Consider the following 16,077-nt stretch of genomic DNA (forward strand, 5'->3'; position numbering starts at 1 on the left):
AAGTTATGAACAATATCATTAAAATGCTCAACGATGAGCAAATGAAAACAGACGTACCTGAGTTTGGTGCTGGTGATACAGTAGTCGTTCAAGTACGTGTTAAAGAAGGTGACAAAGAGCGTCTTCAGGCTTTTGAAGGTGTGGTTATCGCAAAGCGTAACCGTGGTCTGCACTCTGCATTCACAGTACGTAAAATCTCTAATGGCGAAGGTGTTGAGCGTGCATTCCAAACGCACAGCCCATTAATCTCAAGCATCGAAGTTAAGCGTCGCGGCCGTGTTCGTCGTGCTAAACTTTACTACTTACGTGAGCGTTCAGGTAAATCTGCACGTATCCGTGAAAAATTGGCAACTAAGTAATAGTTATCAATTTAGTTTAAAAGATGCAGTGTTCGCACAATTAACCGCCGAAAGGCGGTTTTTTGTTTCTAAAATTCAGTTAATTTGACCATTTTCACTTATGACACAAATTAAATAAAATATTGCTTGATCTGCGCAACGCACACAGGCATAGTAGCTCCTAAGCTGTAATGATGTAGCGTTACAGTGATACAGGTTGAGTTTGATAAAGTCAGTTAGATAACTGAAGTCAGTTTAATTAAGTATTAACTTTTGATCCCATGTAAACCATTAAAGTGAGTCGATAACATGCAGCAAGATACTATCAATAACGTTCATATTAGTTCTGAACAAGTGCTTTCAACCCCCGCACAATTAAAGCAAGAGCTTCCATTATCTGCGCATGCTTATCGTTATATTCTTGATGCACGTAAAACGGTAGCGGATATTGTCCATAAACGTGACAATCGGGTGTTAGTCGTTACCGGCCCATGTTCTATCCATGATATTGATGCTGCGAAAGAATACGCTCTAAAATTAAAGAAGTTACATGATGAATTAAGCGATGACTTTTATATTTTAATGCGAGTTTACTTTGAAAAGCCGCGAACCACAGTAGGGTGGAAAGGATTAATTAATGACCCGAATATGGATGAGTCTTTTGATGTTGAAAAAGGCTTGCGAATGGCGCGTGAATTGATGATTTGGCTTGCTGAGCTAGAGTTGCCTGTGGCAACTGAAGCGTTAGATCCAATTAGCCCGCAATATATTTCTGAATTAGTCACTTGGTCAGCCATTGGTGCTCGAACAACTGAGTCACAAACTCACCGTGAAATGGCTTCGGGTTTATCAATGCCGGTGGGCTTTAAAAATGGTACCGACGGTAAACTTGATGTCGCCATTAATGCACTTAAATCTGCCGCCAGTAGCCACCGCTTTATGGGGATTAACCAAGAAGGCCAAGTCAGTTTATTACAAACAGCGGGTAATCCTGACGGGCATATTATTTTACGTGGTGGTAAAAAACCAAATTATGATGCTCAAAGTGTCGCAGAGTGTGAACAACAAATTCATCAAGCTAAGCTGAATGCGCGTTTAGTTGTAGATTGTAGTCATGGTAATTCATCTAAAGACCATAACCGTCAAAAACAGGTATGTGAAGACGTATTTAATCAAATCGCAGTAGGCAACAAGTCTATTATTGGTGTTATGCTAGAAAGCCATTTAAATGCAGGTAATCAAAGTACTAACAAGCCATTGAATGAGCTAGAGTATGGCGTATCTGTAACGGATGCCTGTATTGATTGGGCTACAACTGAAACCATTTTACGACAAGGCGCTAACCAGTTATCTGCTGTACTCCCTAGACGGTTTGATGTACAGCAAGTAGTTAACGGTTAATGATGAAAAACACCATGAACGAAAAGACCACTGCTGATTTAGAAAAACTACGCGATTTAATTGACGGAGTAGACCAACAACTGCTGCATCTCCTACGCAAAAGATTAGATTTAGTGGCACAAGTTGGTGCGGTAAAACATGCGGCTGGGGTGCCAATATACGCCCCTCAGCGTGAAGCCTCTATGCTGGCTAAGCGTCGTGATGAAGCTGAGAAAATGAATATTTCTCCTCAGTTGATTGAAGATATTCTTCGACGCTTGATGCGCGAGTCTTACTTAAACGAAAAAGATGTTGGTTTTAAGCAAGTTAAGCATGACTTAGGGCATATTGTCGTGGTTGGCGGTGAAGGGCAATTGGGTCAGTTATTTACGCAAATGCTGACATTGTCTGGTTACAGCGTTAAGAGCTTAGATAAAAATGATTGGCAGCGTGCTGACGCTTTATTTGATGGCGCAGGAATGGTGTTGGTTACTGTGCCCATTAAAGTCACTTGCGATGTCATTAAAACCCATTTAACTCGTTTACCAGATACGTGTATTTTAGCAGATTTAACCTCAATTAAAGAGCAACCAGTCGATACTATGTTACTGGCTCATAAAGGGCCTGTAGTGGGGCTTCACCCAATGTTTGGCCCTGATGTAGGAAGTTTAGCAAAACAGGTTGTAGTGGTTTGTCATGGCCGTCAAGCTGAAGCGTACCAATGGTTATTGGATCAAATTGCTATTTGGGGGGCAAGAATCGTTGAAGCTGAACCGGTAAAACATGACAAGGCCATGCAATTAGTTCAGGCGATGCGTCATTTCTCCAGTTTTGTCTACGGTATGAATTTGTGTAAAGAAGATGCTGAAATAGACACTTTACTGCAGTTTAGTTCACCTATTTACCGGTTAGAGTTAGCGATGGTAGGGCGCTTGTTTGCTCAAGATCCTGAGCTTTATGCCGATATCATATTTGCCCAACAAGGTAGTCAAGATGTGATAGCTGACTACTTGGATAATTATCGTGATGCATTAGCGATGCTAAAGTCAGGTGATAGAGATGCATTTGTTGCAGAGTTCAAACGTGTCGCTAAATGGTTTGGTGATTTTGCACCTCAATTCCAACATGAAAGTCGTGCAATGCTGCAATCGGTAAACGATATGAAGACGGGTTAAGCTTTTTTAATCTATCTTTAATTGCGTAAAATCGACCTAGGGCTTATGTTTATAGAGTCATGAAAACGTCTTTAATTTGTCATGATTTTATACTAGGCCTTAGATTCACACGGAGACTGCCCATGACGACTCAATCGCTGCCTACTGAGGCAACTCAAGATAACACCGTTGGTCATTTTCTCTATGCGCTAATGAGCGCCTTTCCTTTATTCTTTATTCCCGTTTTGATGAGCTTTTGGTTGAATTTAATTCAAAAGAATATTCAACCTAATACCCTGTTAGCGTCGCACCTTCGGTGGCAGCGCTTATCTATTATTGGCCTATGTCCATTTTGTATTGTGGGCTATTTGATGAACCCTATGTGGCTGAGTATATCGATATACCTTTTAGGAGTGATGTGGTTTAGCTATCGTATTGTTAAAGGCTGGCTTAGTTTAAATGAAGGATTGATGGTTTAACCACTTTGTTGTTTCAACCGGTCGTAAAAATGCCGCTATCTTTTCATTAGATTGCGGCATTTTTTATGATGATGCGGTATGGTTAACAGAAATTAGTATTCGTCGCTCATTTAGCAGTAAAGCTCACGTAAAAGGCTGATGTCAGTATCATTACAGGGTAAAGACATTATGATGCCATTAACATTAAGCTGTTTAGCCGCCTTTGCTTTAGCTGATTTAAACTCACAGTCCTCTTGAATTAGATTACAAATCACCGGCAAATGAGATTGTTGTTTCAAGGTCACTAAAGCTGATAAATCTAAGGCGATCTGATCAGGTTGAGCAAAACTGCGCACACCTGAGTCACATAAAATTACCTGCTGATTTCCTTGCTCTAACACTGTTTGTACTGCTTGTAGCCAGTCTTCAACACTCGCCATATTATTGCGTTCAATTATCACGGGAATGTTCAAAGAGCCTAACTGATTGAGGATGGTTTGGTTATACATCTGCTGTCCCGTTAACATGAGTAAGTCGACCATGTTAGCCGTGACTAAATCAGCTTCTTGTTCAATTAAGTAGCCACTCACTAATCCGGCTTGTTCAATGACTTTGATTGACTTTTTAAGTTGTAACTCATTCACTGCAGTAGCCGAGTGCTGCAAGATCAGTGCTTGAAATCCTGTTTCTTTACTTTGTTTTGCTAACGTTGCTAACGCGGTATCATCAAGCCGCAGGTCGGCAATTTGAATTGCGGCAAAATGTGCTCCGCCTATGTGTAATTGTTTACACATAACTTCACTATCTTCCGGTTGATATTGGCGGCTATATTTTGCTGAATTTGATACTTCTGAAAGTGGTTTAGTTTCAGTGGATTTTGAACTTTCAGGTTCGATCAATAATTGAGATTGAGTCAATTGGGTTGGTTTAACCGTTTCACATGGGTAACAACCTAATACTTTAATAAAGCGCGTTAAACGTTCTAACTCTTTAATGGATTGCTGCACATCTTGATTTGCTAAGTTGCCGTCAATATCAATATAAAACATTTCTTCCCAAGGCGTACCTGGAATAGGTCTAGATTCTAATTTAGACATGTTTAGGTTATGTGCTTTTAATATTAACAGTGCTTCTACCAATGCGCCTGGCTTTTGTCCCGTTGCCATAATTAAGGTCGTTTTGGCTGGAAGTTGTGACGGCACTTCAACGGCTTTTCTAGCGACAACAATGAAACGGCTTTGATTGATTTTTTGATTGGCTAGCCCCTCTTCTATCGCACTGAGTTGATATAAAGAGCCGCCTTCAGCACTGCCTATTGCGGCAACATTATTATCTGCAGCGTCATTTACTTTAGTCATCGCTTCTGCGCTACTAGAGCAGTACTCAAGTTTAAACTCAGGATGTTGGCTTAAATATCGGCTACATTGGCTAATGGGCTGTGGATGAGCGTAAACGGTTTTGATATTAGATAAATCGGTTCCCGGTTTTGCCAGTAAACAGTGACCTACTTCGATAGTTGTTTCGCCCACAATGGATAAACTAGTATGTTGTAGCACATCATACACTTCGTTAATTGAACCAGAAGAAGTGTTTTCAATGGGTAAAAAGCCATAGTCAGCGTGGCCTGATTCAACGGCGTTAACAATGTCATCGAAACTTTGGCAGCCGAAATCAATCATATTGACTTGGCGACGGTCACAATATCGGCTTGCTGCTAAATAAGAATATGAACCTCGAGCGCCTAAAAAGGCAATGGTATATTGTGTCTTCTGAGTATCTGGGTTCGCACGACCATGTAAAAAGGCTTGCTGGTTAAGCACTGAGTCTTCAATAATGCTTTGGTATAGCGAGATAACAAAGTGTGCATCTAAGCCTTTTTCTCGGCCTGCAATAACGAGTCTTTCAAGTAATTCTTTTTCTCGTTGCGTATCTCGTATTGGCCTGATGTCCACTTCTTTACTTTTGGCAACTTCTAAACTGAGCTCACGTCTTTTTGACAATAAGGATAGTAACTCATTATCTAACGCAGTAATTTGCTCTCGCGTTAAATTCAACCCCTGTGGTTTGTTCATACTAGCCTCTTTAAATAGTTAATCTGATAATTTAAAACTAAAAAGCCCCCCGGTTGGGAGGCTTTGGTATTTTCATTTTGTTTTTTATACACAAAAACCGCCTCCCTAAATGGGTTGCATAAAAAACAAAATAAAAATATTGCGCGTAAAAATATTCATGGGTTAAAACTAAAACGTAGCCTTGTGACTGTCAATGTAAAATTGCTCATAATGAATAAAAGCCAATAAAAAAGCGCACCAGAGGGTGCGCTTCGGTATCAATAATTAAAATCAAGCTGCTGTGTCCTCCTTATATACGTACTCAAAATCATCTTCTGCATCTTCAAATGTAGCATGACGTTGAGCTTGAGGTTTATGAGTCAGGCGATTTAGCTGTTTTTCCAGCTTTTTACCCATTGCAGTAATTGCTGCGTAAAGGTTTTCATTTTTCGCCTGGGCAAATAGATCACCACTTGGCAAGCCTATTGAAGACTCAATTTTAAATAACTGCTTTTCCTGTGTGATAATAACGTGTGGGTTAATAAGTTGAATATCGTGTCGAGTTAGTTTTTCAAATTGTCCTTCTATACGTTCACGGATTGGGGCAGTGACTTCAAGTTGCTTGCTAGTGATTTTCAGCATATTTAGAACCTTTTGTTATGTTGCTTAACTTCAGAATACCAATTTCCCACCCGATAAATGTGATGTAAATCACATTTTATTGTGATGATATGCCTAGGTGATGCGAATTTGAACTGACAGACATTTTTAGCAAATTATGGCCAAATATAGCTTGTATTTGAGCAAATAAACGCTCATATTTGAGTGGATAAGTGGCTATCGTCTTACCCATATTTCAGTATGGTTGGTTATTTATTATCCCGCTATTTTCCTCAACTATGCCCCACCTATGTTCTCCAGCTACCTTTACATTTGTTTACTGTTCATATTGCAGTGAATTAGCTGACTTTCCCTTATAATGAGCGCAAATAAGCCTTTATTCACATTGATAACTTTTAACGTTAGGTGTTGTATGCAACCAAATAATAATAGAATTAAAGTATGGGATTTACCTGTCAGAATATTTCATTGGGGTATGGTTTCCTTGCTGGCATTGCTATGGTGGACAGCAGATGCTGGTGAAATGGAGTTGCATCAGGTAATGGCTTACTTGTTATGCTCATTACTGGTTTTTAGAGTGGTCTGGGGTGTGGTTGGCAGTGAAACGGCCAAGTTTAGTCAATTTTTACGCTCTCCTAAAGCAGCATTACAGTATGCAAAATCAAATCCTAAGCCTGAAAGTATTGGTCATAATCCCTTAGGCGCTTTTATGGTTGTCTTATTGATGCTACTGCTGATGGTGCAATTCTCAACTGGATTATTTGCTACAGATGATATTTTTACAGAAGGCCCGCTTAATCGATATATCTCTTCAGATTTAGCCAGCACATTGACTTGGATTCACAAACAAGCCTTTAATGTGATTTTAGCTTTTGCAGCAATACATGTTTTGGCGATTATTATTTATCTCATTAAAGGGGATAATTTAATTGCAGCGATGATAACCGGATATAAGAAAGTTAACGCTCAAGTGGCTCAGCCCAAGCAGCGCTCTATTTGGATCGCTTTAGTCATATTTGCTGGCATATTTTCTGTGGTGTGGTTTGTTGAATTAGGCAACGTTGTTGCGTATTTATAGCGCCATGAAAGGTAATGGTAGCAAGTGAAAAGCTGTCATGTGGATTGATAAAGTAAGATAGATAAAGCAAGGTAATATTCCCATAACGGATTGTATATTACCTTGCTGACCAATTAAGACGATAAATTAGTCTTTTTTGTATACGTCGTGGCAACCTTTACAGCTTTTGCCTGTTGCACCAAATGCAGCTTTCATTGCACGTTGATCATCTCCTTGTGCAGCAACAGCCAATTTAGCGGCATTGTCTTTAAACTCTAGCATTTTGGCATCAAAGTCAGCTTTGTCTGACCAAACTTTTGCTAATGCTTCAGTATTACCTTTATCTGAACCGGCAATAAAACCTTCGTGAGGTAATTTTGCTAAGGCAGCTACGTTTTCAGCTCTTGCTTTAAATGTAGCTGCATTAAATTCTTTATCGCCTTTTAACATTGCACCCATATCACCAAAATTGTAAGCAATAAGCGTGAATGCTGATTGGCGATATTTAATGGCATGGTCAGTATTTTTAAAGTTGTTGGCGTAAACACTTGGGATTAATAACGCGGTAGCGGTAAAAGCTAATAGGACTTTTTTCATGTTATTCTCTATTGTTATAGGTTGAAAATAGTTTAGGTTGTTGACTGAACATTATTTTACACAATTTTAGGTATGGATCACGTTTTGTTTGTTTCCGAATGTGAGTCATCTTTACATTGATTGATATTGACGAGTTAGGCCGTAAGCTGATGATTGTTTTACTGTGATAAATTGCTATCATCTATATGAATTTCTAAAGAGAGAGCCTAATGAGAGCAAATTGGAGTTTAGTGGTTGATAAAGTATTAACCCATGCAAACGATGAAGACTTATCAGTGTTGTTCCAACTGTTGATGACAGAGGAAGAGCGCAGTGCGATTGCGGGGAGATTAAAAGTGTTTCAAACCTTGCTAGCAGGTGAACTTAGCCAACGACAAATCGCATCAGAGTATCAAGTGAGTATTGCCACTATTACTCGTTGTTCAAATTATCTGAAAAATATGTCACCAGAAAAACGTGAAGCAATTCAAAAGTTAATTCTATAAGCGTAACGTTGTGACTCGTTAGAGACAATGAGAAAACAAGCATTAACGGCGATATGCTTTAAATACCGGAATTTTGTGTTTTCTATAACTCGAACGCCTAATTATTAGATAGGCACCAAACGTCAGTAGGCATATCGCGAATAGGCTGCTTGATTCTTTAGGGTCATATCGATAAAGCAAGACAGCTGATAAAATATAGATAAACGGTAAATAACCGTATAACCATTCAGGCCAGATCCCTTCTTTACGTTTTCGCTTTTGATCTGTGCGACGGTTTTGAGAGCGTAAGTTATAGATTCTTGCACCAAATACATACACAAACACGGCAGCGGCAATAGCATATTCTTGTTGTAACACTAAGAGGCTTGCACTTCCTATTGCAATGTAAGTGAATGGCAGTAATTCATATATAGGTTTAATTAACATTTAGCACTCCATCGCGAAGCGTTAATTATTATTGTTTTTATTTGATTGATGATACGCGAATAGTTGCCATTAACTATGAAGCTCTTATAAATCTAATTAATTGTTTAAATAGCTAAATTATTGGCAGATTGCTATTCAGCAAAGTCCTAAGTGGCATCAATATTATCCAGTTCATATGTAACATATAATGCACTTAATCTTAGATTGTAGTCTAAAAATAAAGCCACTGGCTTATTTTCGTCAGTGGCTTTATCGTATTCAAACTTTAGTCTTACAATTTTGTGCGAATATCAGTTATGGTGTTGCTCACAACAAGTATCGCTTAGTGACAACCGCATCCACCATTACCATCACAACCTGGCTTTTGGGTGTCGCAAGGTTGATGATCATGGTCGTGGCTTCCACAGCTACCGCCATGAGCATGAATGTGTCCATGAGCGATTTCTTCAGCTGTTGCTTCACGCACATCTACTACTTCCACGTTAAACGTTAACGCTTGTCCAGCAAGAGGATGGTTACCATCAACTACTACACTGTCGTCTTTTACTTCAGTGACTTGTACAGGACGTTGCCCCATTTCTGTTTCAGCAATAAAACGCATACCAGGAACAATATCTTCAATATCACCAAACGCCGCTATTGGCACTTCTTGCTTTAAGCCATCATGGTAGTCACCGTATGCTTGCTCTGCTGGAATGGTGGCTTCAAATGTATCGCCAGCTACTTTACCTTCTAACTCAGCTTCTAAACCAGGAATAAGGTTTTCTGTGCCTTGTAGATAAACCATAGGTTCAGCATCAAATGAGCTTTCTAGTAATTGACCTTGAGCATCGCTAAGACGGTAATGAATAGTCACCGCGGCATGTTTTGAGATTTTCATAATGACTCCAATTGGGAATATTGGCGAATAATACCGTTAATTAGAGCTTGCTGCGATGATTTACATCAGGTTTTGCTAAATTCACTTATGTTATCGGTAAGGTCATCTCTTGGTTGGGGGAAATTCAGCCAATGTTGGTGGGTAATACTATTCTGAAGTTAGCAATAGGCCTAAACTTCAACGATGTCAGTTTGAATAGTGATTCTTGAATGCTAGCTAAGCTTTTTTATCTCAGATAAGTAATCTTTAGGTACCGAATTTTATTATTTTTAGTTAGGTGTTTGTATTTTAAGGAGTTAATTAAGGTTTTGTACCTGTAATTGCATTTTAACAGCCTTGTTAATGAGCTGGTTTCACTTTATGAAATATAAGATCTTAAATAAATCAACTTAAATGTTAATTAATATGTAAATAAAATGGCAACTGGGGTTGACAAAATAGGGCTAAAAAAGCAATTCTGTAAACATTAAATAAAGACAGATAAAGCAGAGCAATTGTGTGTTGCCTACTTACTGAATATTAAGAGATTATTATGCCTGGTTTTAATCGTGTTGAAATTACAACAATTACTACCACCACTATTACCATAGTGGGGGCGGGCTGATACACCCTTAAAATAATTCAATAAAAAGCCCGCTTCCCACAAACGAAGCGGGCTTTTTTATTTTAAATTTTGCATTGATGTCATGACTATTGGCAGGGAGAAGACGGTATGAAAGTGATGAAATTTGGTGGTACGTCGTTGGCTAATTGGTCAAGGTTTATGATGGCGGCAGATATTATTGCTGAGTCTTCAAAAGTTGAACCTGTTGCCACAGTGCTATCTGCTCCAGCTACAATTACTAACGCGTTATTAGAAATGGTCGATTTAGCGGTAACGGGTCAACCTTACCAGCAAGTCATAACTCATATTGAAAACGTTTTTAATGATTTGTATTCTCAAGCGGGTAAAACATTATTGTCTGATGAGCAACAGTCATTGCTTCAGCAAAAACTTGCTGACCAAATGACGCAATGGAAGTACAAGCTAGAAGGTATTTGTTTATTGGGGGAATGCCCTGATTCGGTAAAGGCGACCATTGTTGTTTCAGGTGAGAAGTTATCTGCTGCTTTGATGGAGCAGGTGATGTTGGCGAAAAATATTAAGGCAGCCCAATTAGATCCCGTGTCGTTATTTCTTGCTCACGGCAAGCCGTTAGAGTCGGTTGTAGATATCAACGTCAGTAAGTTGCGCTTTAATGTTTTACCACTGAATGACTTTAAAGTTTGGGTTATGCCTGGTTTTACGGCATCAGATGCTCATGGCAAAGTGGTTACCCTCGGTAGGAATGGATCGGACTATTCAGCGGCGGTATTAGCTGCTTGTATTAATGCATCCAGTTGTGAAATATGGACCGATGTAGATGGCGTTTATAATACAGATCCTCGAGTCGTTACCGATGCCAAATTACTGTCACAATTAAGTTACCAAGAGGCAATGGAGTTATCGTATTTTGGTGCCAAAGTACTTCACCCCAAAACCATTGCTCCTATTGCTCAGTACCATATTCCTTGTTACATCAAAAATAGTTTTAATCCTCAAGCCCCAGGCACTTTAGTGTCTAATGAAGAAGATAAAACAGGTTTACAAGTTAAAGCGATTTCTAATCTCGATAACCAAACCATGTTTAATATATCAGGTCCGGGTATGAAGGGAATGGTGGGAATGGCGAGTCGCACATTAGCCGCTATTTCAAGGGCTGGTATTTCAGTTTCATTGATCACCCAAAGCTCATCAGAATACAGTATCAGTTTTTGTGTTTCGACTGATGATGCTCCAAAAGCCAAGTGGGCGCTTGAACAAGAATTTGAATTAGAAATTAAATCAGAACTATTAGAGCCCATAGAGCTACGTGAAGGATTAGCCATTGTCTCGCTTATTGGCGACGGAATGAAAACTCACAAAGGTGTGGCGGCTAAATTTTTTAGTGCGCTAGCAAAGGCAAGCGTTAATATTGTTGCTATTGCTCAAGGCTCTTCAGAGCGCTCAATTTCAACGGTGGTAAGGCAAGAAAAAACCAAGCATGCGATTTCTGCATGTCATCAGGCCTTTTTTGATGTTCAACAATATGTCGATTTGTTTTTAGTCGGTGCGGGTAATGTCGGCGCTGGCCTACTTGAACAAATCAAACAGCAGAATGAAATGCTCAAAGAGCAACATATCAGCATTCGAGTGTGTGGTATCGCCAACTCTCGTCAGATGTTACTTAATAGCAATGGAATCGATTTAACTCATTGGCAAGGGGCGTTGGTTGATAATGGTCAACAGTATGATTTACCTAGCCTATTAAAATGGGGACAAGAAGAGCAATTACTCAATCCTGTTTTAGTTGATTGCACGTCAAGTGAAGCCGTTTCTGATAGTTATTTAGACGTAATGAATGCTGGCTTTCATGTGGTGACTCCTAACAAAAAGGCTAATACACGAGATATTGAGTTTTATCGTGAGCTCCGTAAAGTGAGCCTTGAACAGCGTCGTCAATTCTTATATGAAACGACCGTTGGAGCGGGTTTACCAGTCATTGATAACTTAAAGAAACTGCTGTGTGCTGGCGATAAGTTACATAAATTTAATGGCATATTATCAGGCTCTCTGTCTTATATCTTTGGTATGTTAGATGAGGGGATGAGTCTGTCACAAGCAACCTCTATCGCCAGAGATAAGTGCTTTACCGAGCCTGACCCGCGTGATGATTTAAGTGGTATGGATGTGGCACGTAAGGTGCTTATATTAGCAAGAGAGGTGGGCTTAGACTTGGAGCTAACAGACATCAATATTGAGTCTGTGTTGCCGGATAGTTTTGACGACAGCGGCGATGTAGAAACGTTTATGAACAATCTACCGAGCTTAGACGAGCAAGTTTCACAACGCGTTGAGAAAGCAAAAGCTGAAGGTAAAGTCTTGCGTTATGTAGGGCAAATTGATCAAGGTAAATGCCATGTACGCATCATTGAAGTCGACGCAAATGACCCTCTTTATAGTGTCAAAGGCGGAGAAAATGCCTTAGCATTTTATAGTCGTTATTATCAGCCTATTCCCTTTGTGTTAAGAGGCTATGGCGCAGGTACTGACGTGACGGCCGCTGGGGTGTTCGCGGATGTATTAAGAACGCTAAATTGGACTCGTGAGGTAGGGCTGTAATGAGTAAACATAGTCAAAACGCCATTAGTGTGTATGCCCCCGCATCGATGGGAAATGTAGGCGTTGGGTTTGATTTATTAGGTGCGGCTTTAGCCCCTATAGACGGTTCTCTGTTAGGTGACAAAGTCAGTATTAGCGCAATAGCAACGGGTGTTGAATTCGAACAGGTGGGCCCTTGGGCGCATAAGTTGCCCACTGAATTAACTGAAAATATTGTTTATCAGTGTGCGGAGTTTTTTTTAGATAAGTTGCAAACTAATACTGGCGTTAAACTCGTTTTACAAAAAAACTTACCGGTTGGTAGTGGATTAGGTTCAAGTGCAAGCTCTGTAGTTGCTGCGCTCTATGCGTTAAACGAACACTTTGACAAGCCATTTGATGAACAAGCTTTATTGTTACTCATGGGCGAGTTTGAAGGGAAAATATCAGGCAGCGTACATTATGACAATGTCGCACCATGTTACCTTGGTGGTATGCAGCTTATGCTGAATACTCAGGACAAAGTATGTGCCGCAATCCCTAGTTTCAAAGAGTGGTATTGGGTAGTGGCTTATCCCGGTATTTCACTTTCGACAGCGAAAATGCGTGCATTATTGCCTGAACAGTATGACAAAGGCGTTGCGATTGATTTTGGCCGTTATTTAAGTGCTTTTGTGCATGCTAGCTACCAACAAGACAGTAAAATGGCCATTGAAGTGCTTAAAGACGTGATGGCCGAACCTTATCGTGCAGCGGCTATTCCTGGATATTTAGACGCACGTGAAGCGCTAACACAATTAGGCATGCTTACAACGGGTATTTCAGGCAGCGGGCCAACATTATTTAGTGTCACAGACTCTTTAGAAAAAGCACAGCAAGCCAAAGAATGGCTAGAACAACATTACCTTACTGAGCAAGGGGGCTTTGCCCATGTGTGTCAGTTAGATGAACAAGGCACTCGACGAGTCTAAGCCGTGTATAGAATTTTAAATTTAAATAGGTAGTACCAAATGGAATTATATAATCTGAAACACCCTTCTCAGGAAGTTAATTTTAGTCAGGCTGTACAGTTAGGGCTGGGTAAAGACAGAGGGTTATTTTTCCCTAAGTCCATTCCTGTACTTAATAATATTGATGAGCTACTTGAATTACCTTTTGCTGAGCGAAGTAAAAAAGTATTAGGTGCTTGGTTAGCAGATGAACTTGGTCAAGACAAGGTTGATGCTTTAGTCGACAAAGCTTTTACCTTTGATGTGCCGCTACAAGAGGTTGATTATCATCGTAGCTGTTTAGAGTTATTTCATGGTCCTACATTAGCGTTTAAAGACTTTGGTGCTCGCTTTATGGCGCAGTGCGTTAATCTTTTAGCGGGTGATAAAGGCTTAACCATTTTAACCGCAACCTCTGGTGATACAGGCGCGGCTGTCGCTGATGCTTTTTATGGTTTGGATAAAGTGGATGTTGTGGTGATGTACCCGAAGGGCAAAATCAGCGAACTACAGGCAAAAATGTTTACCACACTCGGTAAAAATATTCATACCGTGGCAGTAAAATCTGATTTTGATGCTTGTCAACATTTGGTTAAGCAAGCGTTTGATGATCCTGAAGTGCGAGACGGATTAGCATTAAACTCGGCTAACTCGATTAACATTAGCCGCTTATTGGCTCAAATTTGTTATTACTTTGAAGCTATTGCTCAAGCAAAGAAAGCTGGCCATGAAAACTATGTTGTCTCAGTTCCAAGCGGTAATTTTGGCAACTTAACGGCGGGCTTATTCGCCAAGGCAATGGGGTTACCTATTACACGCTTTATTGCCGCGACCAATTCAAACGATACCGTGCCTCGCTATTTAGATAATGGCCAATGGTCTCCTAATGAGACAATTGCAACAATGTCGAATGCGATGGATGTTTCAGAGCCGAGCAACTGGCCTAGAGTAGAAGCAATATGTGAAAAAATGGGCTGGCCATTATCAGATATTAGTGGCTTAGCCTTAAATGAGTTGCAAACTTCTGAAGCGTTAATGAACTTATACCAATTAGGATATCAATCAGAGCCTCATGCGGCAATTGCAGCCCAAGGACTACGTCAGCTGTTAACTAAAGACGAGTATGGCATCTTTTTGGGCACGGCTCACCCCGCGAAGTTTAAGGATGTGGTTGATAAGGAGCTATCTGTCGATTTGCCTTTACCTAAAGAGTTGCAAGCTGTGGTTAATAAACCTTGTTTGTCAGTTGATTTGTCCGCTAATTTTGGTGAATTGAAAGCCCATTTGTTTGCTACTTTACGCTAATGTAGTTTAATCAAACTTCTGATTTAAAACATAGTTATCATATAAAGCACTCTTCTGAGTGCTTTGTTTTTTCTAAAAACTAGATAATGAATTGTCTGTTCTATGATCTTTGTCATAACTATTTTATGCCATTCAGGTAGATTAAAACGCTGAGCATTGGCTATTATTAATTGGAGTGAGGTTTACATGACGGAGAAAATGATGCTTAAACGATTAATGCGTGATCATCAACACATAGCCATGTTGCTTGATATACTCACCAACAAAAATGCACGGCTTGTCGAGGGTGAAGCGGTAAACTTTAGTGTAATCAGAGATATTGTCGAGTATATGCAAAGTTATGCAGAACATAGCCATCACCCACTGGAAGATATAACTTATCATTATTACGCTAACAAAGTGGGTGTGCCTGATAGCGAGCAGTTACATCATGAACATGATAAATTGGCTCAAGTATCGGGCTCGTTGATGTATAGCTTAAATATGATTCTGTCTGATATTGTGATTTCAAAAGAAAAATTAGTAAATGATTTAGCGAGCTATATTTCATTGCAGGTTGCACATATGCAGTTTGAAGAGAAAGAAGTTTTCCCGCATTTTGCTAATAGTTTAGATAGTGATGACTGGCAAATAATTGAGCGTCAGTGCCAAGAAAAATTAGTTGATGATCCGCTATTTAGTGAAAATGATAATGTCATTTTTGAGGATTTAAAAAACTACATTGCCAGAGAAGATAAGAGCATAAAGGTTTAACTGACGGTTTTATGAATCGACATAAACGTTAGAAGATAAGATTTTATATCAATTAAAAAGAGCACTTAATGTGCTCTTTTTTTACTTGAGTAAGTCTGCAGATGGGTTATTTAATTAGAGTGCTAAATTCGCATCAAAATCAAACGAATCATCAATATCTTGAAGCTCTTTAATTAAACGCTGTCTATCCTTTATTGCTTCTATCTCGCGCCATTTACGTTTTTTGTTTGAACTTTTTGCACGGCTTGGTCTTTCAACAACTTCGTCTAACGCACCACCATAGTCTAAACGATCCATGGTAACCTCCCTTGTTATTATGATGTCTCAACTAAATAAATAACATACATTCATTGTATGGTGCAATACTTATGTTTCGGTAATGTTAAAGTTTGGTGAAGCTTTGGTTGAGGCGGAACAAGGAGG

At 39.6% G+C, this 16,077-nt stretch carries 16 protein-coding genes and 1 other annotated feature; of the genes, 10 read left to right on the plus strand and 6 right to left on the minus strand.

Annotated features, from left to right (window positions below):
* Positions 1 to 5: 5 nt before the first annotated feature.
* From rplS to L2672_RS01830, 4 genes are all read left to right on the plus strand, one after another.
* Positions 6 to 359, plus strand: coding sequence for a 50S ribosomal protein L19 (gene rplS / locus L2672_RS01815; RefSeq protein ID WP_248994118.1), 354 nt, complete (start codon positions 6 to 8; stop codon positions 357 to 359).
* A 288-nt stretch (positions 360 to 647) separates the two neighbouring features.
* Positions 648 to 1,739 carry a 3-deoxy-7-phosphoheptulonate synthase gene (locus L2672_RS01820; RefSeq protein WP_248994119.1) on the plus strand — a complete coding sequence of 364 codons (1,092 nt, stop codon included), beginning with the start codon at positions 648 to 650 and terminating at the stop codon, positions 1,737 to 1,739.
* A 14-nt stretch (positions 1,740 to 1,753) separates the two neighbouring features.
* Entirely contained in the window at positions 1,754 to 2,893 is a 1,140-nt protein-coding gene (gene tyrA, locus L2672_RS01825) for a bifunctional chorismate mutase/prephenate dehydrogenase (RefSeq protein ID WP_248994120.1), read from the plus strand.
* A 122-nt stretch (positions 2,894 to 3,015) separates the two neighbouring features.
* Positions 3,016 to 3,351, plus strand: a complete 336-nt coding sequence (locus L2672_RS01830; protein WP_248994121.1) for a hypothetical protein — start codon at positions 3,016 to 3,018, stop codon at positions 3,349 to 3,351.
* A 110-nt stretch (positions 3,352 to 3,461) separates the two neighbouring features.
* Here L2672_RS01830 and L2672_RS01835 read toward each other — a convergent pair whose 3' ends face one another.
* Positions 3,462 to 5,402: a chorismate mutase gene (locus L2672_RS01835; RefSeq protein ID WP_248994122.1), complete on the minus strand. Its 1,941-nt coding sequence runs from the start codon at positions 5,400 to 5,402 to the stop codon at positions 3,462 to 3,464.
* 35 nt (positions 5,403 to 5,437) lie between these two features.
* Positions 5,438 to 5,559 (minus strand) — a sequence feature (Phe leader region).
* Between the two features lie 113 nt (positions 5,560 to 5,672).
* Entirely contained in the window at positions 5,673 to 6,023 is a 351-nt protein-coding gene (gene hpf, locus L2672_RS01840; RefSeq protein WP_248994123.1) for a ribosome hibernation-promoting factor, HPF/YfiA family, read from the minus strand.
* 391 nt (positions 6,024 to 6,414) lie between these two features.
* On the opposite strand from hpf, the gene L2672_RS01845 reads away from it, so the two are divergent.
* Positions 6,415 to 7,080: a cytochrome b/b6 domain-containing protein gene (locus L2672_RS01845; protein ID WP_248994124.1), complete on the plus strand. Its 666-nt coding sequence runs from the start codon at positions 6,415 to 6,417 to the stop codon at positions 7,078 to 7,080.
* A 126-nt stretch (positions 7,081 to 7,206) separates the two neighbouring features.
* On the opposite strand, the gene L2672_RS01850 is transcribed toward L2672_RS01845, so the two are convergent.
* Positions 7,207 to 7,656, minus strand: coding sequence for a c-type cytochrome (locus L2672_RS01850; protein ID WP_248994125.1), 450 nt, complete (start codon positions 7,654 to 7,656; stop codon positions 7,207 to 7,209).
* 209 nt (positions 7,657 to 7,865) lie between these two features.
* On the opposite strand from L2672_RS01850, the gene trpR reads away from it, so the two are divergent.
* The gene (trpR, locus tag L2672_RS01855; RefSeq protein ID WP_248994126.1) at positions 7,866 to 8,141 is read left to right on the plus strand and encodes a trp operon repressor; all 276 of its coding nucleotides are present in this window, start codon (positions 7,866 to 7,868) and stop codon (positions 8,139 to 8,141) included.
* A 42-nt stretch (positions 8,142 to 8,183) separates the two neighbouring features.
* Here trpR and L2672_RS01860 read toward each other — a convergent pair whose 3' ends face one another.
* Both L2672_RS01860 and slyD read right to left on the minus strand, forming a co-directional pair.
* A complete protein-coding gene (locus L2672_RS01860) occupies positions 8,184 to 8,567 on the minus strand; it encodes a hypothetical protein (RefSeq protein WP_248994127.1) in 384 nt (127 codons plus the stop codon).
* Between the two features lie 322 nt (positions 8,568 to 8,889).
* Positions 8,890 to 9,447 (minus strand): peptidylprolyl isomerase, encoded by a 558-nt coding sequence (gene slyD / locus L2672_RS01865; protein WP_248994128.1) that lies wholly within the window; start codon positions 9,445 to 9,447, stop codon positions 8,890 to 8,892.
* Positions 9,448 to 10,159: 712 nt separating this feature from the next.
* On the opposite strand from slyD, the gene thrA reads away from it, so the two are divergent.
* From thrA to L2672_RS01885, 4 genes are all read left to right on the plus strand, one after another.
* Positions 10,160 to 12,628, plus strand: a complete 2,469-nt coding sequence (thrA, locus tag L2672_RS01870; protein ID WP_248994129.1) for a bifunctional aspartate kinase/homoserine dehydrogenase I — start codon at positions 10,160 to 10,162, stop codon at positions 12,626 to 12,628.
* Positions 12,628 to 13,578: a homoserine kinase gene (gene thrB, locus L2672_RS01875; protein WP_248994130.1), complete on the plus strand. Its 951-nt coding sequence runs from the start codon at positions 12,628 to 12,630 to the stop codon at positions 13,576 to 13,578. Before thrA ends, thrB begins: the two co-directional genes overlap by 1 nt.
* Before the next feature lie 39 nt (positions 13,579 to 13,617).
* Positions 13,618 to 14,901 carry a threonine synthase gene (gene thrC, locus L2672_RS01880; protein ID WP_248994131.1) on the plus strand — a complete coding sequence of 428 codons (1,284 nt, stop codon included), beginning with the start codon at positions 13,618 to 13,620 and terminating at the stop codon, positions 14,899 to 14,901.
* Between the two features lie 201 nt (positions 14,902 to 15,102).
* Positions 15,103 to 15,654 carry a hemerythrin domain-containing protein gene (locus tag L2672_RS01885; RefSeq protein ID WP_248994299.1) on the plus strand — a complete coding sequence of 184 codons (552 nt, stop codon included), beginning with the start codon at positions 15,103 to 15,105 and terminating at the stop codon, positions 15,652 to 15,654.
* 114 nt (positions 15,655 to 15,768) lie between these two features.
* Here the strand turns inward: L2672_RS01885 and L2672_RS01890 are convergent, their stop codons facing one another.
* The gene (locus L2672_RS01890) at positions 15,769 to 15,951 is read right to left on the minus strand and encodes a DUF3545 family protein (RefSeq protein WP_248994132.1); all 183 of its coding nucleotides are present in this window, start codon (positions 15,949 to 15,951) and stop codon (positions 15,769 to 15,771) included.
* Positions 15,952 to 16,077: the final 126 nt, after the last annotated feature.

Origin of the sequence: Shewanella gaetbuli, from assembly GCF_023284065.1 — a bacterium.
GTDB lineage: Bacteria > Pseudomonadota > Gammaproteobacteria > Enterobacterales > Shewanellaceae > Shewanella > Shewanella gaetbuli.